The organism is Aurantiacibacter sp. D1-12 (genome assembly GCF_028858515.1).
Taxonomy (GTDB): domain Bacteria; phylum Pseudomonadota; class Alphaproteobacteria; order Sphingomonadales; family Sphingomonadaceae; genus Alteraurantiacibacter.
Genome location: NZ_JAPJZJ010000001.1, coordinates 705,878 through 725,281, shown reverse-complemented (window position 1 = coordinate 725,281; position 19,404 = coordinate 705,878). Strand labels below are relative to the sequence as shown.

General features: G+C 59.6%; 22 protein-coding genes. 7 read left to right on the top strand and 15 right to left on the bottom strand.

Translation table 11 applies throughout. The features are described 5' to 3' along the window. Nucleotides 1–4: 4 nt before the first annotated feature. Nucleotides 5–277, top strand: a complete 273-nt coding sequence (locus OOZ52_RS03620) for a chorismate mutase (RefSeq protein WP_274697227.1) — start codon at nucleotides 5–7, stop codon at nucleotides 275–277. A 9-nt stretch (nucleotides 278–286) separates the two neighbouring features. On the opposite strand, the gene OOZ52_RS03615 is transcribed toward OOZ52_RS03620, so the two are convergent. The 8 genes from OOZ52_RS03615 to rpiB all read right to left on the bottom strand — a co-directional run bounded on the left by OOZ52_RS03615 (nucleotide 287) and on the right by rpiB (nucleotide 5,030). After that, nucleotides 287–460, bottom strand: a complete 174-nt coding sequence (locus OOZ52_RS03615) for a hypothetical protein (RefSeq protein ID WP_274697111.1) — start codon at nucleotides 458–460, stop codon at nucleotides 287–289. 113 nt (nucleotides 461–573) lie between these two features. Continuing rightward, the gene (rpsD, locus tag OOZ52_RS03610; RefSeq protein WP_274697110.1) at nucleotides 574–1,188 is read right to left on the bottom strand and encodes a 30S ribosomal protein S4; all 615 of its coding nucleotides are present in this window, start codon (nucleotides 1,186–1,188) and stop codon (nucleotides 574–576) included. Nucleotides 1,189–1,460: 272 nt separating this feature from the next. Further along, nucleotides 1,461–1,790, bottom strand: coding sequence for a hypothetical protein (locus tag OOZ52_RS03605; RefSeq protein WP_274697109.1), 330 nt, complete (start codon nucleotides 1,788–1,790; stop codon nucleotides 1,461–1,463). 57 nt (nucleotides 1,791–1,847) lie between these two features. Next, nucleotides 1,848–2,579: an RNA methyltransferase gene (locus OOZ52_RS03600; RefSeq protein ID WP_274697108.1), complete on the bottom strand. Its 732-nt coding sequence runs from the start codon at nucleotides 2,577–2,579 to the stop codon at nucleotides 1,848–1,850. Beyond that, complete coding sequence (gene nrdR / locus OOZ52_RS03595; protein WP_274697107.1) at nucleotides 2,563–3,039, bottom strand: transcriptional regulator NrdR; 477 nt, start codon at nucleotides 3,037–3,039, stop codon at nucleotides 2,563–2,565. Before nrdR ends, OOZ52_RS03600 begins: the two co-directional genes overlap by 17 nt. A 6-nt stretch (nucleotides 3,040–3,045) precedes the next feature. Then, the gene (locus OOZ52_RS03590) at nucleotides 3,046–3,270 is read right to left on the bottom strand and encodes a hypothetical protein (RefSeq protein WP_274697106.1); all 225 of its coding nucleotides are present in this window, start codon (nucleotides 3,268–3,270) and stop codon (nucleotides 3,046–3,048) included. Between the two features lie 7 nt (nucleotides 3,271–3,277). Further along, nucleotides 3,278–4,585, bottom strand: coding sequence for a serine hydroxymethyltransferase (gene glyA / locus OOZ52_RS03585; protein WP_274697105.1), 1,308 nt, complete (start codon nucleotides 4,583–4,585; stop codon nucleotides 3,278–3,280). A 13-nt stretch (nucleotides 4,586–4,598) separates the two neighbouring features. Next, complete coding sequence (rpiB, locus tag OOZ52_RS03580; RefSeq protein WP_274697104.1) at nucleotides 4,599–5,030, bottom strand: ribose 5-phosphate isomerase B; 432 nt, start codon at nucleotides 5,028–5,030, stop codon at nucleotides 4,599–4,601. A gap of 119 nt (nucleotides 5,031–5,149) precedes the next feature. Between rpiB and OOZ52_RS03575 the strand changes: the two genes are divergently transcribed. Together OOZ52_RS03575 and OOZ52_RS03570 are read left to right on the top strand one after the other, a co-directional pair. Beyond that, a complete protein-coding gene (locus tag OOZ52_RS03575) occupies nucleotides 5,150–5,602 on the top strand; it encodes a methyltransferase family protein (RefSeq protein WP_274697103.1) in 453 nt (150 codons plus the stop codon). A 69-nt stretch (nucleotides 5,603–5,671) separates the two neighbouring features. Next, on the top strand, nucleotides 5,672–6,892 hold the full coding sequence (locus OOZ52_RS03570; RefSeq protein WP_274697102.1) for a retropepsin-like aspartic protease: 1,221 nt from the start codon (nucleotides 5,672–5,674) through the stop codon (nucleotides 6,890–6,892). Here the strand turns inward: OOZ52_RS03570 and OOZ52_RS03565 are convergent. From OOZ52_RS03565 to OOZ52_RS03540, 6 genes are all read right to left on the bottom strand, one after another. After that, nucleotides 6,889–7,437, bottom strand: a complete 549-nt coding sequence (locus tag OOZ52_RS03565; RefSeq protein WP_274697101.1) for a pseudouridine synthase — start codon at nucleotides 7,435–7,437, stop codon at nucleotides 6,889–6,891. The two genes, OOZ52_RS03570 and OOZ52_RS03565, sit on opposite strands and share 4 nt — an antisense overlap. 25 nt (nucleotides 7,438–7,462) lie before the next feature. After that, the gene (rpoD, locus tag OOZ52_RS03560) at nucleotides 7,463–9,481 is read right to left on the bottom strand and encodes an RNA polymerase sigma factor RpoD (protein WP_274697100.1); all 2,019 of its coding nucleotides are present in this window, start codon (nucleotides 9,479–9,481) and stop codon (nucleotides 7,463–7,465) included. Nucleotides 9,482–9,490: 9 nt separating this feature from the next. Beyond that, entirely contained in the window at nucleotides 9,491–11,380 is a 1,890-nt protein-coding gene (gene dnaG / locus OOZ52_RS03555) for a DNA primase (protein WP_274697099.1), read from the bottom strand. A 31-nt stretch (nucleotides 11,381–11,411) separates the two neighbouring features. Beyond that, on the bottom strand, nucleotides 11,412–12,158 hold the full coding sequence (locus OOZ52_RS03550) for a hypothetical protein (protein WP_274697098.1): 747 nt from the start codon (nucleotides 12,156–12,158) through the stop codon (nucleotides 11,412–11,414). 119 nt (nucleotides 12,159–12,277) lie between these two features. Beyond that, a complete protein-coding gene (locus OOZ52_RS03545; protein WP_274697097.1) occupies nucleotides 12,278–12,730 on the bottom strand; it encodes a GatB/YqeY domain-containing protein in 453 nt (150 codons plus the stop codon). A 29-nt stretch (nucleotides 12,731–12,759) separates the two neighbouring features. Beyond that, nucleotides 12,760–13,101, bottom strand: a complete 342-nt coding sequence (locus tag OOZ52_RS03540; RefSeq protein WP_274697096.1) for a hypothetical protein — start codon at nucleotides 13,099–13,101, stop codon at nucleotides 12,760–12,762. A 165-nt stretch (nucleotides 13,102–13,266) separates the two neighbouring features. Here OOZ52_RS03540 and carA point away from each other — a divergent pair, with 165 nt between their 5' ends. The 4 genes from carA to greA all read left to right on the top strand — a co-directional run bounded on the left by carA (nucleotide 13,267) and on the right by greA (nucleotide 19,062). After that, on the top strand, nucleotides 13,267–14,451 hold the full coding sequence (gene carA / locus OOZ52_RS03535; RefSeq protein ID WP_274697095.1) for a glutamine-hydrolyzing carbamoyl-phosphate synthase small subunit: 1,185 nt from the start codon (nucleotides 13,267–13,269) through the stop codon (nucleotides 14,449–14,451). Nucleotides 14,452–14,495: 44 nt separating this feature from the next. After that, nucleotides 14,496–15,167 (top strand): hypothetical protein, encoded by a 672-nt coding sequence (locus OOZ52_RS03530; RefSeq protein WP_274697094.1) that lies wholly within the window; start codon nucleotides 14,496–14,498, stop codon nucleotides 15,165–15,167. Beyond that, the gene (gene carB / locus OOZ52_RS03525) at nucleotides 15,168–18,497 is read left to right on the top strand and encodes a carbamoyl-phosphate synthase large subunit (protein WP_274697093.1); all 3,330 of its coding nucleotides are present in this window, start codon (nucleotides 15,168–15,170) and stop codon (nucleotides 18,495–18,497) included. Nucleotides 18,498–18,594: 97 nt separating this feature from the next. Beyond that, the gene (greA, locus tag OOZ52_RS03520) at nucleotides 18,595–19,062 is read left to right on the top strand and encodes a transcription elongation factor GreA (RefSeq protein ID WP_274697092.1); all 468 of its coding nucleotides are present in this window, start codon (nucleotides 18,595–18,597) and stop codon (nucleotides 19,060–19,062) included. 69 nt (nucleotides 19,063–19,131) lie between these two features. On the opposite strand, the gene OOZ52_RS03515 is transcribed toward greA, so the two are convergent. Next, a complete protein-coding gene (locus OOZ52_RS03515) occupies nucleotides 19,132–19,371 on the bottom strand; it encodes a DUF4170 domain-containing protein (RefSeq protein WP_274697091.1) in 240 nt (79 codons plus the stop codon). Nucleotides 19,372–19,404: the final 33 nt, after the last annotated feature.

The window sequence follows — 19,404 nt, the reverse complement described above, 5'->3', positions numbered from 1 at the left end:
CAGCATGCTCGACGTGCGCGAAGGCGTTGATGCTACCGATCGCGAATTGATCTCCCTGCTTGAACGGCGCTTTGGCTACATGCGCGCAGCCGCACGTATAAAGCCGAGCCGCGAGGTTGTGCGCGACGAGGAGCGCAAGGCATCGGTTATCAATGCCGCCAAGGAAGAGGCGCGCAAAGCGGGTATTCCCGAAGACGTGATCGGCGATATCTGGGAGACGCTGGTCGAAGGTTCGATTGCGTACGAATTTGTCGAGTGGGATCGTATTCGCAACTAAGCTGATGGTTCAGGCTGCTGTGGGCTTCTGCCGCATTTCGAGGATCGTGCCCCGATAGGCGACAAAGCGACCTTTCGCATCGAGAAAGCCGGCACCTATACGTTGCGCATAGGCCTGTGCCTGTGCAAGGCGATCATACCATTTGCCTTTGCGCTCTTTCGTCACGAAACGATACTGGGTCATACTGGAATTTAAATACCCGAAATCGGGGCCAAGTTCCCTGAAATGCGACCAACCGAAACGAAAAAGGGCGGCCCCGAAGGACCGCCCCTTTTGTATCGCTCGGATTGTTCCGGTTAGCGCGAGTAGAACTCGACCACGAGGTTCGGTTCCATCTGCACAGGGTAAGGAACTTCATCCAGCGAAGGAACGCGGCTGAAGCTCACCTTATCGTTGCCATCGACCACGACATAGTCAGGGATTTCACGCTCGGGCAGGCTCTGCGCTTCGATGACGAGTGCCATTTCCTTGGCCTTGTCACCCAGCGAGATTTCGTCACCCACGTCGCAGCGACGCGATGCGATGTTGCACTTCACACCATTGACCTTGATGTGTCCGTGCGAAACGAGCTGACGCGCCGCGAAGATCGTCGGCGCGAACTTGGCGCGGTACACGATCATGTCGAGACGACGCTCGAGCAGGCCGATCAGGTTCATGCCCGTATCGCCCTTCATGCGGCTCGCATCCTTGTAGGTCGCCTTGAACTGCTTCTCGGTCACGTCGCCGTAGTAGCCTTTCAGCTTCTGCTTGGCGCGCAGCTGCAGACCGAAGTCCGACATCTTGCCCTTGCGGCGCTGGCCGTGCTGGCCGGGACCGTAGGAACGCTTGTTGACCGGGGAATTCGGGCGACCCCAGATGTTTTCACCCATCCGGCGGTCAAGTTTGTGCTTCGCACGTGTACGCTTCGACATAAGTCGATTCCTTTCAATTCACTGGATCGCCCGTGTGGCGACCATTCAACCCGGCATCGCACCACCATGGCGAAATCCATGATGCGGCCACCGCTTCACCGGGGTGCGGGGCCAATTTGTCGCGAAGGCGCGCATTTAGCTGCGCGAGGCGTAAAGTCAAGCGGAGAAGGTGTCAGCGCGCAAGCGCACCGGGATTGTGGGGGCTACCGGCAAGACTTGCCGTTCACGTACACCGGTCGAGGTTGTCCCGGCCCGACCTGCTCGAGCCAAAATCAGATGGGAGGAACGACAGGAAACCCGTTGCTGTCAGTCTCGCTGATGGGAGCGCCTTCATAGCGATTGTCGTTGATGACATCGCGATGGTTTTGCCTCTGCTCATCTAGATCATTCTGACTCATGCAGACACGCTCGCGAAAACGTGTTCCGGTGACTTGGACGTATCGACACCGTTCGATGTCATCCTCGTCAATTTCGCCAGTGACCACGATTTCGTCGTCGTTGCTGGTCTCCTCGGTCGCTTCGGCAGGCTCCTGTGTGTCCTGGGCAACCGCAGGTGATGCCCAAAATGCCAGAACCACGGCGCCGGTCAGAATGCTTCGCACGTCAATTCTCCTTTAAACAAGGAGGTATCATAAATCTTGGAACGATGCGAACCGCGATCAGTCGGTTTTGCGCGGTGGGCGCTCCAGTGCGGAAAGAACGCCTCGCAGGGTTCTTACTTCAAGGTGGTTCCAGCCGGGTTTAGTCATAACGCCGCGAAGGGTTCGTTGCGTTGCTTCACGGCGGCTTTCGGGGAAGTAATAGTTCTTCTCGTCAAGCATACCCTCAAGATGGCTAATCAAGCCTTCTAGCTCGGCCTGGGGGGCAGGGGGCAAAAGCTCTTCCTCTGTGGGGATCGCAAGCTCTGCGGTCTTCGACAGTTCATAGGCGACAAGGATCACTGCCTGCGCGAGATTGAGGGACCCGAATTCGGGATTGATCGGCGCCGTTACGATGGTGCGGGCGAGTGACACGTCTTCGGTTTCCAGGCCTGAACGTTCGGGACCAAACAGAAACGCGCTGCGTCCTGATTGTTGCGGCACTTCCTTCGCGGCTGCTTCCGGCGTGAGAACCGGCTTGGTCACGCCGCGCTTGCGCACGGTGGTGGCATAGACATGCGCGCAGTCGGCAACCGCTTCTGCCGTGGTTTCGAAAACCTGCGCGTTTTCCAGTACAACATCCGCTCCGGACGCTGCCGGTCCGGCAGAGGGATTGGGCCAACCGTCCCTCGGATTGACGATGCGCATTTCGGTTAGTCCGAAATTGAGCATGGCCCTCGCGGCCTTGCCGATGTTCTCACCCAGTTGCGGGCGGACCAGAACGATGACAGGCTGACTACTCGCCTCCGACATCGCGAACCGTGCTGGCAAATTCCTGGAAATCCTTGGCCTCGCTGAAATCGCGATAGACGCTGGCGAAGCGTATATAGGCGACGCTGTCGAGCTGGCGCAGGCCGTCCATCACCATTTCGCCAATACGGCTTGCGGGGATTTCGCTTTCGCCTGCAGTTTCCACCTGACGCTGGATACCCGAAACCAGCTGGTCGATGCGTTCCTGATCGATGTCGCGCTTGCGGCAGGCGAGGGCCACCGATTGTTCGATCTTCGAACGGTCAAAGGGCTGTCGCCGCTGTTCGCCGTCCGGGCCTCCTGATTTCAGGACGAATACGTCGCGCAGCTGCACGCGCTCGAATGTCGTGAAGCGTGCGCCGCAGCCTTCGCACTGGCGGCGGCGGCGAATAGCCGTGTTGTCTTCTGTAGGGCGCGAATCTTTGACCTGGCTGTCATCGTGCGCGCAGAACGGACATCTCATTGTGGGTTACGGGCGCACACGCTTGTACAGCATGACGCCTGCGCCAGCGATGAGGCCAAGCGGCCAAGCGCCAAGCAGCAGACCGCCTGCGGCTGCGCCAACAGCGCCGCCGATAAGTACGGGCTTGGTCGACGGATGCTTCATCCCTTCGCGGCCCATTGCCTTGGCTTCATCCACTGCATCGCGCAGGATGAAGCGGTCGATCTCGTTTTTCTTCTGGGGGTCGTTCATTGCTCTTTTACCTTCCGGGATAGACCGGGAACCTGGCGCACAGCTCACCGACTTCGCGGCGTATGCGCTCTTCAATCTGGGCGTCGCCATCATCGCCATTGCGACTCATGCCCTCGACAACTTGTACGATCATAGCACCTATCTGGCGGAATTCGTCAGGTCCAAATCCGCGAGTGGTGCCTGCGGGCGTACCAAGGCGGATGCCGCTGGTGATGAAGGGGCTACGCGTGTCGAACGGGATGCCGTTCTTGTTGCATGTGAGATAGGCGCGATCGAGGCCTTTTTCTGCTGCCTTGCCGGTCACATCCATAGGCGTGAGATCGACGAGCATGGAGTGATTGTCCGTCCCGCCCGAAACGACGCGCAGACCGTTTTCCTCGATGCTGGCGGCAAGCGCGCGGGCATTTTCGACCACGGCGGCGGCATAGTCTTTGAAGTCCGGGCGTAATGCTTCGCGGAAGGCTACGGCCTTGGCGGCGACAATGTGCATCAGCGGGCCGCCTTGCATGCCGGGGAAAACGGCCATGTTGATCGGCTTGGTCAGTTCTTCGTCATTCCACAGGATGACGCCAGAACGCGGGCCGCGCAGGCTCTTGTGCGTGGTGGTGGTGACGACATCGGCATGCGGGAAGGGGGAGGGGTGGGCACCGCCGGCAACAAGGCCGGAGATGTGGCTCATGTCCACCATTAGGTAGGCGCCCACCTCGTCTGCAACCTTGCGGAAGGCTGCCCAGTCCCACACGCGGCTGTAGGCAGTGCCACCGGCGATGATGAGCTTGGGCTTGTGCTCCTTCGCGATCGCCATGACTTCGTCCATGTCGATCAGTTCGTCTTCCTTGCGCACGCCATATGCGACCGGATTGAACCACTTGCCCGACATGTTGACCGGCGAACCGTGGGTGAGGTGACCGCCCGAATTCAGATCGAGACCCATAAAGGTATCGCCCGGCTGCAACAGCGCGAGGAACACGGCCTGGTTCATCTGCGAACCCGAATTGGGCTGCACGTTGGCGAATTCGCAGCCGAACAGCTCCTTCGCGCGCTCGATCGCGAGCATTTCGACCACGTCGGCATAGTCGCAACCGCCGTAGTAGCGCTTGCCCGGATAACCCTCGGCATACTTGTTGGTGAAGACGGTGCCCGCCGCTTCGAGTACGGCCTTGGAGGCGATGTTCTCTGACGCGATCAGCTCGATCTTGTCGCGCTGGCGGGCGAGTTCATTGTCCACTGCGGCCGCGATCTCGGGATCGGCCTGGGCCAAAGTGTCGTTCCAGAAACGCGTCATATCAGGCGCGGTCACGTCTTGGGTTGCCATGTCGGGGAAGCCTTTATGAGTTGGCGAGCTTGTCCACGCGGCGCTGGTGGCGGCCGCCGGCGAATTCGGTTTCGAGGAAGGCGGTGACGCAGGCCTTGGCCATTTCAACGCCTGTCAGCCGCGCACCCATGGCGAGGCAGTTTGCATCGTTATGCTCACGCGAGAGCACGGCGGAAAGCGGCTCTGACACGAGCGCACAACGCACGGCGGGGTTGCGATTGACCGCCATCGAAATGCCGATACCGCTACCGCACAGCGCGATGCCGCGCTCTGCCGTGCCGTCTGCAACCACACCGGCCAGCTTGAAGCCGTAATCGGGATAGTCGACGCTTTCACTTTTATCGGGGCCAAGATCGGCCACTTCGTGACCCTGTTCGATAAGCCAGTCGCGAAGCTCGGCCTTGAGGTCGGTCGCGGCGTGGTCTGAGGCAATGGCAATACGCATGCAGGTTCACATAGGGAGTGCAAACGATTCTCTCCACCCTTTTGACGGCAATTTCCCACGGACGCGCGAATTGCTGTAGGCAATGGCTGCAAACCACCCGCCAAAGGACCAGAACAGGCATGAACAACCGCATCCCGCCCCCGCTCGTCGGAATTGTCGTGCTGGCCATTGCATGGCTTGTCGCGCGCCATGTGCCAGCCTTGGGGTTTGATCTGCCCGCACGGCAATGGATCGCCGGGATCATCGGACTTTCAGGCTTGCTTATAGATCTGACTGCGGCAGGGGCGTTTGCAAAGATCGGGACGACGGTGAATCCGCTTTCGCCCGAGAAAACAGAGAAGTTGGTCGTGAGCGGCCTTTACCGCTTTACGCGCAACCCGATGTATCTCGGTATGGCGCTGATGGCGCTCGCCTGGGGCCTATGGCAGGAGAATTTCGGCAGCGTGGCATGTGTCGCGTTGTTCGTCGCCTACATCACGCAGTTCCAGATCAAACCGGAGGAAGCGGCTCTGGCGGAGAAATTTGGCGATCAGTTTCGCGAATACCGCGCGCGCGTGCGCCGCTGGATCTAGTCGTCCGGCGTATTGGACATCCTGCGTTCACGTCCTGAAGCGATGATCGTGATCTGACGGGAGGGATACATGAAACGCAGACTATCGATTGTCGTATTGGTAGTACCTGCTTTGGCCGGCTCAGCCTTCGCGCAGGATGCCGATCTGGCCACACTTCTGCAGGCACCAGTAGAGATCGAAAGGGCTGAAGACACGACCGTGATCCCCGTCGAGCGGCGCTTTGGCAAGCTACATGTCACTGCGGCTGTCAACGGGGTAGAGCGGTCTTTCCTTTTCGACACCGGCTCTCCCACGGTCATTTCGCGCGAACTGGCCGATGAGCTGGGGCTGGAAACCGTTGCAACCAACCGCGGCCGCGATGCCAATGGCACTGTGGTGGAGATGGAATTTGCCGTCGCCGAAACGATTACACTGGGTGGAGTAACCTTCCACGATGTGCCGGTACTTATCTATGATTTCAGCCAGACCCCGATGGGTGACTGCGTGTTCGATGGCGGACATATCGGGTCGGAGATCTTTCCCAATTCGATCTGGCAGTTTGACATGGTGGCAAACGAGCTGAGGATCAGTGCACCGCAGAATACACCATCCTACACGCCGAGCGGCCGTTTCTCTGCACGGCTGCTTGATGCGGGATACCCGCATGCTCCCATAGTGGAATACCGCATCGGAAGCGTGGCTGACCGCGCCCTGTTCGATACGGGAAGTGGCGCAGGCATCTCGCTGTTTGACGATTTGCTTGAGAATCCTGACGTTGCACGCGGCGTTGACGCGGGAAGTCTGCGTGAAGGGCGCGGATCGATGGGCACGTCCGCCGGTGGGGAAGGGGCCGAGACCGCTCTGCTGCGGTTCGATTTCGATGCGCTTGAGCTGGGCGGGGACCGGTTGACCGGTGTTCCGGGTGAAAATCGCGCCATCCCGCCGACGCTTCTGGGTACTGCTCTGCTCGATCGATACCGCGTGACGCTCAATTACCCTGCAGGATATGCCATCTTCGATCCACTGCCCAACCCGCGCAATACGCGGCCGCATCCAGGGTTCGGCATCAGCTTTCGTGAAGACGTCGCGGTGGTTTCGCAGTTGTTCAATGGCAGTGCCGCAGAAAGTGCTGGTGTGCGCTTAGGTGATCAGGTTCTAGCGATTGACTCATTCGAGTTTGGCGGACGCGATGCGGCTGGACGATGCGAGGCTATGGTCGCCATGACCGATGGCGGGCTACTTTCTGCCGCGCGTGAAATCACGGTGTCCCGCAACGGCGAAGCGCAAGTGTTACGTCTGACGGCAGACTAGACCGGAACCTCACGCCAATCGCCCGGCGCAATACCATTCAGCGACCAATCGCCGATGCTCCAGCGGACGAGTCGTAGCGTCGGGTGCCCGACAGCAGCCGTCATCCGGCGGACCTGACGGTTCTTGCCCTCGCGGATCGTGAGACGAAGCCAGCTGTCGGGCACGTTCTTCCGAAACCGGATGGGTGGATCGCGCGGCCAGAGCTGCGGATCGTCGATAGTCTCGGCGTGGGCAGGGCGGGTGCGTCCGTCCTTCAGGTCAACTCCACGCGCGAGCTGCTCAACGGCACTGGCTGATGGCTCTCCCTCGACCTGCACCAGATAGCTCTTTTCCAGCTTGAACTTCGGGTCAGCAATCCGCGCCTGCAAGCGCCCATCATCGGTGAGCAGCAGCAGTCCTTCGCTGTCCCGATCGAGCCTGCCTGCGGGATAGACGCCGGGCACATCGATATAGTCGGAAAGCGTGGCGCGCTTGGTCGGGCTGCCGCGGTCGGTAAACTGCGACAGCACGTTCATCGGCTTGTTGAAAAGGATCAGGCGGGACATGCGGGTGCCCCGCCTTGATCTCGGGTCACTGATCCAGGAACGAACGCATCTTCCGCGAACGGCTCGGGTGTTTCAGCTTGCGCAGCGCCTTCGCCTCGATCTGACGGATACGTTCGCGGGTCACGCTGAACTGCTGGCCGACTTCTTCCAGCGTGTGGTCAGTGTTCATGCCGATGCCGAAGCGCATGCGGAGCACGCGTTCTTCACGTGGAGTGAGCGAGGCGAGCACGCGGGTGACGGTTTCCTTGAGGTTTGCCTGGATCGCTGCATCCACGGGGATAATGGCGTTCTTGTCCTCGATGAAATCGCCGAGATGTGAATCTTCCTCGTCACCAATCGGCGTTTCGAGCGAAATCGGCTCCTTGGCGATTTTCATCACCTTGCGAACCTTCTCGAGCGGCATGGACAGGCGTTCTGCCATTTCCTCCGGCGTCGGTTCGCGGCCCTGCTCGTGCAGGAACTGACGGCTCGTGCGGACCAGCTTGTTGATCGTTTCGATCATGTGGACCGGGATACGGATCGTGCGTGCCTGGTCAGCAATCGAACGTGTGATCGCCTGACGGATCCACCATGTGGCGTAGGTGCTGAACTTGTAGCCGCGGCGGTATTCGAACTTGTCGACCGCCTTCATCAGACCGATGTTGCCTTCCTGAATGAGGTCGAGGAATTGCAGACCGCGGTTGGTGTATTTCTTGGCGATGGAAATCACGAGGCGCAGGTTCGCCTCGACCATTTCCTTCTTGGCGATACGCGCCTCGCGCTCGCCCTTCTGCACCATGTTCACGATGCGGCGGAATTCGACGAGGCTCATGCCCGTCTGGCTGGCGATATCGGCGATTTCGGCGCGGATCCGATCGACAGCGTCGCCTTCCTTCTCGGAGAAGGCGGCCCACTTCTTGTCCTTCTTGATCTTGTCCTTCAGCCAGGCATCGTCGAGCTCGTTGCCGACATAGGATTCAAGGAAGTCGGCACGCTTGATCTTGTGGCGTTCGGCCAAGCGCAACATCTGTCCGCCAAGCGCCATCAGGCGGCGGTTGAAGGCGTAGAGATTGTCGACAAGATATTCGATCTTGGTTGCATGGAACTGCACGCTTTCGACTTCGGCGGTCAGCTCTTCACGCAGCTTTTCGTAGCGGTTTTCCTTCGCCTTGGGGAAGGCTTCGCCAGCGCCCAGAACGTCGACACGTTCCGCCTGCAGCTTTTCGAACTTCTTGAACAGGCTGGTGATGCGCGCGAAGCGCTCGATGGCATCGGGCTTTAGCGCCGCTTCCATCTGCGCGAGGGACATGGTGTTGTCCTCGTCCTCGTCATCATCCTTCTTGGACGAACCTTCGCCGTCCTCGTCGTCACCATCTTCATCATCGGAGTCATCATCATCATCGTCGCGGATGGAGGGGCCGGCGGTCTCTTCCGAAATTTCGCCGTCGTCGTCCTCGTTCTCCTCTTCCATCTTATCGACAGGAGGTTCCTTGGAAAGCATGGCATCGAGATCGAGGATTTCGCGCAGCTGCATTTCTTCGCTGTTCAGCGCTTCGGACCACATGATGATGGCATGGAAAGTGATCGGGCTTTCGCACAGGCCGATGATCATCGTGTCACGACCGGCCTCGATACGCTTGGCGATGGCGATTTCGCCTTCACGGCTGAGCAGCTCGACCGCGCCCATCTCGCGCAGGTACATGCGCACCGGATCATCGGTGCGGCCTTCGCCGGCGGTGGACTTCTTCTTCTCGGGAACGTTTTTCTTGGCGTCGGCTGCCTGTGAGCCCGAACCGGTCGGAGCGATTTCCTCCGGACCGTCGTCATCCTCTTCGGCTTCCTCAGCGCTTTCGACGATCTGAACACCCATGTCGCTAAGCGCAGACTGGATGTCCTCGATTTGGTCCGAGCTCATTTCGCCGGAGGGCAGCGATTCATTGAGCTCATCATAGGTGATGTAGCCCTTGCGCTTTGCCTTCGCGATCATCTTCTTGATCGCCGAACCGTTCAGATCGATCAGCGGTGCGTCGTCTGCCTGCTTTTTCTTTTTCGCGGTCGAAGCCATATCAGATTGTCAGTCCGTTTCCTGTTCGCCGGTTTCGGGCTCGCCCCCGTCCGACGGATAATTCTCTTCTGCCTGCTCGGCAGCACGTTTTCTTGCCATTTGCCCCAGACGCACATCGATTTCCAGCTTTCGTTTGCGCAGACGCTGCTGCTCGGCAAAAGCCCCTTCCGGGTCGGTATCGAAACGCTGGGTGGCCGCGGCAATAGCCGCATCGAGCGCCGGTCTTTCAACCAGCAACGAAACGGCTTCGGCCAGGTCCTCCCTCGCGGCGCCTGGATCATGGCCTTCCATCAGGAAGGAGAAACGGGCTTTATCCGGCGGCGGCGGCAGGATGTCTTGAGCTGATATGGGCAATTCGCCGCCAGCTTCAAGCGTGTTTGCGTTATCGAGCAAAAAATCCACAGCGGGTGCGATTTGGGCATCACTCTTGGTGAGGCTCAGCAGGGCATCGGCATGGCGATGGATTTCGCTCGGGTGGCGGAGGAGACCGTTGAGCACGGCCTGTGTCAGCATATCGCGAAATGCGCCACCAGCAGCACGGCGGAGGCGGCTCGCTACCTCAGGCGGAGCGCGTTGTATCTGCGGTTTGCCGAAGGGCGCGCCGCGCTGAAACCCGCCTTTCTGGAAATCTCGTTTGGGGAAGGCGAAGTTGCCGTAGCGGTCGAGCAGTTCGCGGCGATAGAGCGATTTTATATCGGGATGCTCGATGGTATCGACATGATCCATCAGCCGCGCCTTCAACCCCGCCTTGTCCTCCGGCGAATTGAGCGGCTGTGCGGCTTGCTCATGCTCCCAGACCAGATCGAGTAGTGATTTCGGCTCGGCGAGCAATTTCTCCATCGCCTTGGGGCCGCTCTCCTTGATCAGGTCATCTGGATCGAGCCCGGCGGGAAGCTGGACAATCTGCAGCGAATGGCCCGGGCGCAGAAGGGGCAGGGTACGTTCGGCTGCGCGCATCGCCGCGCGCTTGCCTGCCGCATCACCGTCGAAACACAGGACGGGTTTGTCCGCCATACGCCAGAGCAATTCGACCTGATGCTCGGTAAGCGCGGTGCCCATCGGAGCAACGGCATCCTCGAAACCGGCTTGGGCGAGGGCGATCACGTCCATGTAGCCTTCGACAGCGATTACGCGATCAGTCTTGCGTGAAGCGGGTCCGGCACGGTGCAGGTTGTAGAGATTGCGCCCCTTGTCGAACAGCGGCGTGTCGGGCGAGTTGAGATACTTGGCGACGCCATCGCGGCTTTCGAGAATGCGACCGCCAAATGCGATCACCCGCCCGCGCGCATCCTGAATGGGCAGCATCAGGCGGCCTCGGAACCGCGCATAGGGGATCTTGTCCTCGACCTCGATCAGCAAGCCCGCCTCGACAAGCATCTTCTCATCAAACTGGCTGAGTGCCTTCTTGATGCCTTGCTTATCATCAGGCGCGTAGCCGAAGCCGAAATGCTCGATCATCCGCTGCGACATGCCGCGCCGCTCGAGATAGCGCCGCGCTCCCACGCCTTCGTCGGATTGTAGTCTCGCGACGAACCAGTTCTGCGCTGCCTCCATGACGTCATGTAGAGAGGCCCGCTTCTCAGCCCGTTCAGCGGCGCGTGGATCGGGGGCGGGGACGTCCATCCCTGCCTCAGCCGCCAGCTCCTTCACGGCGTCCATGAACTGCAGCCCGCGCTGCTCGATCATCCAGTCGATCGCGCTGCCATGGGCCTGGCAGCCGAAGCAGTGGTAGAAACCCTTCTGGTCGTTGACGTAGAAGCTGGGCGTCGCCTCGTTGTGGAACGGGCAACAGGCCTTCCACTCGCGCCCCGCACGCTGCAGTTTTACATCGCGCTGGATGAGCGTGGACAGCGTGATCCTACTCTTGAGTTCATCCAGCCATTGCGGGGAAAGCGCCATGCGCCACCTTTGGGCGCATGGCGCGATTCCATCAACCCGTGGCGCAGGCGTTTGTCACGGTTTCGTCAGCCGCCGGATAAGGACCGGGGCCTTGTGCGGCAGTGTAATTGGCGAACACTTCATAGGCTTCGGATGGGCCTGCCGGGGGGAGGGTGCTCTGCCAGAAGAAAGTGATCGGTTCGGCCTGTTCCCACTGGTCGCCACCATCGCCTTCCTCGACAGTCCAGGAAATACCATCTTCATGGCAGGTGATGATGATCGTGCCAACATCACCCAGGGCAACCCCTGCTTCAGCGACGGAATACCCTGCCACTCCGGTGAAACCATGGCTGGGCATGGTCATACGAAAGGCTTCCATCGTTTCGACGGTGCTGCTGTCATTGCCGTCGCCACTGCCGGTGGTGGGGTCGTTATCCTCGCCCGGGTACACGATATGGACATAGGTGAAGATAGTGCCTTCGGGCGCTGTGGCCGGATCGCACGGATCCATACCGGCAGGGCAGGTGACGTAGCTGGTGATGTCGGCAAAAGCGGATTCTGCATTCGCCATGCGTGATTTTACTTCGGGACCTTGCGGCCCGACGATTTTCGCGCCGAGTGCAATATCCATGAAGTCCGTTACTTCGCGCGATTGCATCGCGACTTCGAGTTCTTCGTCCTCGGCAGCGAGATCGGTGCCTTCATCTACCTCCGGTTCGTTCGAACAAGCGGAAAGAGCGAGTGCAAGTGCGGACACGGTGATGGAAAGGCGTGCGGGAAGGGCATAGTGGCGTTTCATAGGTCATAACCTCCTTGGCTGCGCGCCGGATGGTGCACAGGTGTTTGGCCTGAAAACCCGCAAATACACGCACTTGTTCCAGCCCGGCACCATTTTGATGGTTAACCGCGGCGTAGCAATCAGCTGAGAGCTTCTTTCACCCAGCCGCTGGCCTTGCCCATGTCGAGCTCGGTGCCGTGGCGCTTTTTCAGCTCGCCCATCACGCGGCCCATGTCCTTCATGCCCTCGGCATTCAATTCGGCCTTGATGCCTTCGATGGCGACCTTTGTGTCAGCTTCGCTCATCTGCTGCGGGAGGAACTCTTCGATTACCGCAAGTTCGGCCTTTTCCTGGGCGGCGAGTTCGGTGCGACCACCGTCTTCGTACATGGTGATGCTCTCGCGGCGCTGCTTGGCCATCTTCTGGAGCACGTCGATCACCAGTGCGTCGTCATCATCGACCGGGCCCTTGGTGCGCAGCTCGATATCGCGGTCCTTGATCTTCGCGCCGATCAGACGGAGCGCGGCGGTGCGTTCCTTGTCCTTAGCCTTCATGGCGGTGACGGTTTCGGTCTTGATAGTGTCGCGGAGCATGAGTTTTCCCTGATTGCATTAGTCGAGTGCTATGTCTTCTTGGTTGCCTTGGGTTTCAAGGTCTTTGCGTGAGCAACACAGCTGGCGAACAGCTTCTTGAGCGTTTCTTCGTCCGCCATGATCGCCGGCGTAACACCGATGTATCCTCGCATCACCGAGTTGTGCTGGATGACATCACCGGTACCGTACGTCTCGTTGTATGCCTTTTTCTCGGCCTCGGAAAATCTCAGCTTGAGCTCACCATTCTTGTCGAGAAAGCTGAACATGTTGCCGTTCATTGAAGTATAGCGGTTGGCTTTGCCCTTGACCTTCAGATCAGGATAATCCGCAACCACGCGTTCGTAGATCGCCAGCGCCTCGTCATAACCCATCGCGTGTCCCCCAATCCTTCTGTCGTATGCGCTTTTTGCGCAAAGCTGGTGATGACTTGCAATATCGCAACTTTCCTTCGCTGCACAGGTTGACGCGCGGGCGGGTCCGCTATAGCCGCCGTGTCTTAGCACACATCGCCGGTCCACTGATTCACGGGAGCCCCTATGGCTTTTCTCGCCTCTTCGTCTGCGCAGCCTAAAGGTGCGACAGGAGTCCTTGTTCTTGCGGACGGAACAATCGTCTGGGGCAAGGGCTTCGGCGCAACCGGTTCTGCGGTGGGCGAGGTCTGCTTCAACACCGCGATGACGGGGTATCAGGAGGTGATGACCGATCCCTCCTACGCCGCGCAGATCGTTACCTTCACCTTCCCGCATATCGGCAATGTCGGCACCAATGCCGAAGATGTGGAGAGCCACAAGGTCGAGGCTGCCGTAGGCTGCGTGGTGCGCGAGGATGTGACGCGCGAAAGCAATTTCCGCAGCGAGCAGGAATTTGATGCGTGGATGAAGGCGCACGGCAAGGTCGGCCTCTCTGGCGTCGATACCCGCGCGCTCACCCGCCGCATACGCCAATCAGGCGCGCCCAACGCGGTGATTGCGCATGAGCCGGACGGCAATTTCGATATCGACGCGCTGCTGCAGCGCGCGCAGGAATGGCCGGGGCTGGAAGGTATGGACCTGGCCGTTCGCGTAACGCGGGACGGGCAGGAAAGCTGGGAAGGCGGTTATTGGCGCTTGGGCCACGGTTACGGCCGTGCCGCGCGTGATGCCAAGCCGCACGTGGTCGCGATCGATTACGGCGCGAAGGACAATATCTTCCGCAACCTCGTTCGCGCAGGCGCGCGAGTGACGGTTGTTCCCGCCAAGACCTCGCTCGAAGACATCATGGCGCTCTCACCCGATGGCGTTTTCCTCTCCAACGGCCCCGGCGATCCGGCGGCGACGGGCGAATATGCCGTGCCGGTGATCAAGGCGCTGCTGGACAAGGATGTGCCGCTGTTCGGCATCTGCCTCGGCCATCAGATGTTGGCGCTGGCAGCGGGCGCGAAGACGACCAAGATGCACCAGGGCCACCGCGGCGCAAACCACCCTGTCCAGCGCGTGGGAGAGGGCTGGGGCGACAGCACTGGCCTCGTCGAGATCACCAGCATGAACCACGGCTTCGCGGTGGATGCGGACACGCTGCCAGAGGGCGTGGAGCAGACCCACGTTTCGCTCTTCGACGGCTCGAATTGCGGCATCGCGATTACGGGCAAGAAGGCATTCGGTGTGCAGTATCACCCGGAAGCAAGTCCCGGCCCGCAGGACAGCTTCTACCTGTTCGAGAAGTTTGTGGGGATGTTGGGGTGAGTCTGCCTTTATACCCCTATGCTGAGGCTATCGTACTAGAGAAGTTGAACGATCTTGGTCTCCCAACTGGATTTTTTAGACGTAGCGAGATTGAAGCAGTCATTCGTGACAATTTCGAAAATTATCTCGCGCCATACGATCTCACTGGGGTCGTCAACTTAGACGCACTTGCAGAGGAGTTATTCGAGAAGCTTCTCGCCAGCGATGTCTTGATTGAGCAAACAGAAAAGTTTGCTGGCACTTACTTCAAAGTGGATGACAAGAAGGTTCAGCCGTTTAGGTCGGCAGCCCTGCAAGAAAGTCAGGCATACAAAGCGAAATCGCGAATTGGGCAAAGGTTCTACACTGACGTATTTGCAGGTTATCGAACACAGATTGAGCTTCCAGTTTCTCTTGAGAGCGCAAAAGATGATCTCAATCCGCTTGCTGGCATTCAGAAGTCAGAGGTGGATTGGGAAACGGTCTCTAAGTCCATTGATGCCGAAAAGCATGAGGACATTCGCGCAAGAATCTCAGAACTCATTCCTGCGATCCAGCAATCTGAACTTTCTGAGCGTCAAAAGAAGAACGCTATTGCCCACGCTGAGGCGATTTCAAAACTGGTCGAAGCGCCAGATCCGCCTTGGGAAGTTATAGTCGATCTCCTCAACAACCGATACTTCAGCGCCATTTTGAATGCGATGGCAATCTTGCAGCTAATTTTAGGCGGCCTCTAAATGCCCAAACGTACTGATATCTCCTCCATCCTCGTCATCGGCGCTGGTCCGATCATTATCGGCCAGGCGTGCGAGTTCGATTATTCGGGCACGCAGGCGATCAAGGCGTTGAAGGAGGACGGGTATCGGGTGGTGCTCGTCAATTCCAATCCGGCCACGATCATGACCGATCCGGACATGGCCGATGCGACCTATGTCGAGCCGATCACGCCCGAGATCGTCGCCAAGATCATCGCCAAGGAGCGGCCCGATGCGCTGCTGCCCACGATGGGCGGGCAGACCGCGCTCAACTGCGCGCTCAAGCTCGAAGAGCAGGGCGTGCTGGAGAAATACGGTGTCGAGATGATCGGGGCCAAGGCGGATGCGATCGACAAGGCCGAAAACCGCCAGCGTTTCCGCGCGGCGATGGACAAGATCGGGCTGGAAAGCGCGCGCAGTGGCGTGGCGCACACGATGGACGAGGCTTACGAGATCCTCGAGCGGACCGGATTGCCTTCGATCATCCGCCCCAGCTTCACCATGGGCGGCACCGGCGGCGGCGTCGCCTACAACAAGGCCGAGTTCGAGCGGATCGTGCGGAGCGGCCTCGATGCCAGCCCCACGACAGAGGTGCTGATCGAGGAAAGCCTGCTCGGCTGGAAAGAGTACGAGATGGAGGTCGTTCGCGACAAGGCGGACAATGCCATCATCATCTGCTCGATCGAGAATGTCGATCCGATGGGCGTCCACACAGGCGATTCCATCACTGTCGCGCCGGCGCTGACGCTGACCGACAAGGAATACCAGATAATGCGCACCGCCAGCATCGATGTGCTGCGGGAAATCGGCGTGGAAACAGGTGGTTCGAACGTACAGTTCGCAGTCAATCCCAAGGATGGCCGCCTGATCGTGATCGAGATGAACCCGCGTGTCTCGCGCTCATCGGCACTCGCATCGAAGGCCACCGGCTTCCCCATCGCGCGCGTCGCGGCGAAGCTGGCCGTCGGCTATACGCTGGATGAGATCACCAACGAGATTACCGGTGCGACACCTGCCTCGTTCGAGCCGACCATCGACTATGTCGTGACCAAGATCCCGCGCTTCGCTTTCGAAAAGTTCAAGGGCACCGACAACTTGCTCACCACCGCGATGAAGTCGGTGGGCGAGGTCATGGCTATCGGCCGCAACATCAAGGAATCGATGCAGAAGGCGCTGCGGGGCCTCGAAACCGATCTTGATGGCTTCAACCGCGTGCCGCGCCTTGAAGGCGTGAGCCGCGAAGTCATCACGGCAGCGCTGTCGCAACCCACGCCGGACCGCATCCTCAACATCGCGCAGGCTTTCCGCGAGGGCTTCACTGTCGAGGAAGTGCAGGCGATCACCTTCTTCGATCCGTGGTTCCTGCGGCATATCGAAGAGATTATCGCCGAAGAAAAGCGCATCGGTGAGGACGGGCTTCCCAACACTGCCGATGAAATGCGTCGCCTGAAAGCCATGGGCTTCTCGGACAAGCGCCTCGCCACGTTGGCGGTGCGCTCTGTCGGTGTTGCGGGTGGCTTGGCGGAAACGCAGGCGCGCCGCTCTGGCCTGCTGCACGATGCCTTGCGCGCGATGGCGGGTGCCACAAGCGAGCAGGAAGTGCGCGAGCTGCGCCAGAAGCTCGGCGTGTTGCCCGTGTTCAAGCGGATCGATAGCTGCGCCGCCGAGTTCGAAGCGATCACGCCGTACATGTACTCGACCTACGAAGCGCCGAGCTTTGGCGAGCCGGAGAACGAGGCTGACCCGTCCGACCGCGAAAAGGTTGTCATCCTTGGCGGCGGACCGAACCGGATCGGGCAGGGTATCGAGTTCGATTACTGCTGCGTCCACGCCTGCTTCGCTCTGGCGGACGCGGGCTATGAAACGATCATGGTCAACTGCAACCCGGAAACGGTTTCGACCGACTACGACACTTCCGACCGCCTCTATTTCGAGCCGCTGACTGCGGAGGACGTGCTGGAAATCCTGCGGGTCGAGCAGAGCAAGGGTACGCTGAAGGGCGTGATCGTGCAGTTCGGGGGGCAGACGCCGCTCAAGCTGGCGAGCGCGCTGGAAGAGGCGGGGATCCCGATCCTCGGCACATCGCCCGACGCCATCGACCTAGCCGAAGACCGTGAACGGTTTGCCAAGCTGGTAAACCAGCTTGATCTCAAGCAACCCGACAATGGCATTGCCTACAGCCGCGATGAAGCTGCGGCCGTGGCTGCGCGCATCGGCTATCCGGTACTGCTGCGTCCCAGCTATGTGCTCGGTGGCCGTGCGATGGAGATCGTCGACAGCGAAGCGCAGCTCGATAACTACATCGCCACCGCCGTGGACGTTTCAGGCGACAGCCCCGTGCTTGTCGACCAGTATCTGCGCGATGCCATCGAATGCGATGTCGACGTTTTGTGCGATGGCGATGACGTGGTCGTCGCGGGCGTGATGCAGCATATCGAGGAAGCGGGCGTCCACTCGGGTGACAGCGCCTGCTCACTGCCGCCGTACAGCCTGTCTGACGAGATTGTGGCCGAGTTGGAACGCCAGGGCGAAGCACTCGCCATCGCGCTCAAGGTGCGCGGCCTGATGAATGTGCAGTTCGCAGTGAAAGATGGCGAAGTTTATCTGATCGAGGTCAACCCGCGGGCCAGCCGCACCGTACCCTTCGTCGCCAAGGCGACAGGCTCGCAAATCGCCAAGATTGCTGCGCGCGTCATGGCGGGTGAGAAACTGGCCAGCTTGCCCAAGGTCAAGCGCGAGCTCGACTATGTGGCGGTGAAAGAAGCGGTGTTCCCGTTCAACCGCTTCCCGGGCTCCGACCCCGTGCTGACGCCTGAAATGAAGTCGACCGGCGAGGTGATGGGTATCGATCGCGATTTCGCGACCGCCTACACCAAGTCGCAGATTGCCGAAGGCTCCAATCTGCCGAAAGAAGGCACGGTCTTCGTTTCGGTGAAAGACAGCGACAAGGTGCACATCGTCGCGCCCGTGAAACAGCTGCTCGACTTCGGTTTCAAGGTTGTCGCTACCGGCGGGACGCAGACCTACCTCTCCGAACAGGGCCTGACGGTCGAGCGTGTCAACAAGGTTGCCGAAGGGCGACGCCATATCGTTGACATGATCTCGGATGGGGAAATCGCGCTTGTCTTCAATACCACGGAAGGTTGGCAGAGCCACAAGGATAGCCAATCCATCCGCGCATCCGCGCTGGAAATGAAGGTTCCGTACTACACAACGGCGGCTGCTTCGGCCGCGGCGGCGAACGCGATTGTCTCGGTTTCTGCGGATGATCTTGAAGTTCGCAGTCTTCAGGACTATTATAGCGCCGAATAGAGACAATACCCTCCCACCAATTCCGACCATTTTCTTCCGCTTTTCGTAGCGGGCAGGGTCGTTTTGACGGGTGGCACAGGAAGAGACAGGAAATACGATGCAGAAAGTGCCGATGCTGGCCGAGGGCTATGAGAAGCTGACGGCTGATCTCAAGGCATTGCGGGCAGAGCGCCCCAAGATCGTGGATGCGATTGAAGAGGCGCGCGCGCATGGCGACCTTTCGGAGAACGCCGAATATCACGCCGCCAAGGAGCGTCAGGGCCAGGTCGAAGCGCAGATCGCCGAGCTGGAAGACAAGACCAGCCGCGCGCAGATTATCGATCCCGCATCGCTTTCGGGCGACCGCATCGTGTTCGGTGCAACCGTGACCGTGCTTGATGAAGACGACAAGCCGCTGAAGTACCAGATTGTCGGCCAGGCAGAGAGCGACGCCAAGATTGGTCGTATCTCGTACGAGAGCCCGCTGGCCCGCGCGCTGATCGGCAAGAGCAAGGGTGACGAAGTCGAAGTGACCGTGCCCGCCGGTGACAAGTTCTATCTGGTCGAGAAGATCGAATTCGTTTGATCTGATTTCGTAGATGAGCACGAAAAAGCCCCGCCGGAGCGGGGCTTTTTTGTTGGTGCGATTAGACGATCAGGCGCCGGGTAGATCCGGCTCCAGCAAACGGTGCAGATGCACGATCACGTACTTCATCTCGGCATCGTCCACGGTGCGTTGTGCCCAGCCGCGCCATGCGTCTTCGGCCTCGGCATAGCTGGCGTAGAAGCCAACCACGTGAATATCTTTCAGGTCCTGGAATTCAGCGCCACGCGGATCGACCACGCGGCCGCCCATGACCATGTGAAGAAGCTGGTTTTCGTGATTTTCGGACATGTGTGTTCCCCGGAGGCTCAATAGCAATTGCGC

Coding starts and splice junctions, on each gene's coding strand:
- OOZ52_RS03620 (WP_274697227.1), top strand. CDS start 5: ATGCTCGACGTGCGCGAAGGCGTTGATGCTACCGATCGCGAATTGATC.
- OOZ52_RS03615 (WP_274697111.1), bottom strand. CDS start 460: ATGACCCAGTATCGTTTCGTGACGAAAGAGCGCAAAGGCAAATGGTAT.
- rpsD (WP_274697110.1), bottom strand. CDS start 1,188: ATGTCGAAGCGTACACGTGCGAAGCACAAACTTGACCGCCGGATGGGT.
- OOZ52_RS03600 (WP_274697108.1), bottom strand. CDS start 2,579: ATGTCGGAGGCGAGTAGTCAGCCTGTCATCGTTCTGGTCCGCCCGCAA.
- nrdR (WP_274697107.1), bottom strand. CDS start 3,039: ATGAGATGTCCGTTCTGCGCGCACGATGACAGCCAGGTCAAAGATTCG.
- OOZ52_RS03590 (WP_274697106.1), bottom strand. CDS start 3,270: ATGAACGACCCCCAGAAGAAAAACGAGATCGACCGCTTCATCCTGCGC.
- glyA (WP_274697105.1), bottom strand. CDS start 4,585: ATGGCAACCCAAGACGTGACCGCGCCTGATATGACGCGTTTCTGGAAC.
- rpiB (WP_274697104.1), bottom strand. CDS start 5,030: ATGCGTATTGCCATTGCCTCAGACCACGCCGCGACCGACCTCAAGGCC.
- OOZ52_RS03575 (WP_274697103.1), top strand. CDS start 5,150: ATGAACAACCGCATCCCGCCCCCGCTCGTCGGAATTGTCGTGCTGGCC.
- OOZ52_RS03570 (WP_274697102.1), top strand. CDS start 5,672: ATGAAACGCAGACTATCGATTGTCGTATTGGTAGTACCTGCTTTGGCC.
- OOZ52_RS03565 (WP_274697101.1), bottom strand. CDS start 7,437: ATGTCCCGCCTGATCCTTTTCAACAAGCCGATGAACGTGCTGTCGCAG.
- rpoD (WP_274697100.1), bottom strand. CDS start 9,481: ATGGCTTCGACCGCGAAAAAGAAAAAGCAGGCAGACGACGCACCGCTG.
- dnaG (WP_274697099.1), bottom strand. CDS start 11,380: ATGGCGCTTTCCCCGCAATGGCTGGATGAACTCAAGAGTAGGATCACG.
- OOZ52_RS03550 (WP_274697098.1), bottom strand. CDS start 12,158: ATGAAACGCCACTATGCCCTTCCCGCACGCCTTTCCATCACCGTGTCC.
- OOZ52_RS03545 (WP_274697097.1), bottom strand. CDS start 12,730: ATGCTCCGCGACACTATCAAGACCGAAACCGTCACCGCCATGAAGGCT.
- OOZ52_RS03540 (WP_274697096.1), bottom strand. CDS start 13,101: ATGGGTTATGACGAGGCGCTGGCGATCTACGAACGCGTGGTTGCGGAT.
- carA (WP_274697095.1), top strand. CDS start 13,267: ATGGCTTTTCTCGCCTCTTCGTCTGCGCAGCCTAAAGGTGCGACAGGA.
- carB (WP_274697093.1), top strand. CDS start 15,168: ATGCCCAAACGTACTGATATCTCCTCCATCCTCGTCATCGGCGCTGGT.
- greA (WP_274697092.1), top strand. CDS start 18,595: ATGCAGAAAGTGCCGATGCTGGCCGAGGGCTATGAGAAGCTGACGGCT.
- OOZ52_RS03515 (WP_274697091.1), bottom strand. CDS start 19,371: ATGTCCGAAAATCACGAAAACCAGCTTCTTCACATGGTCATGGGCGGC.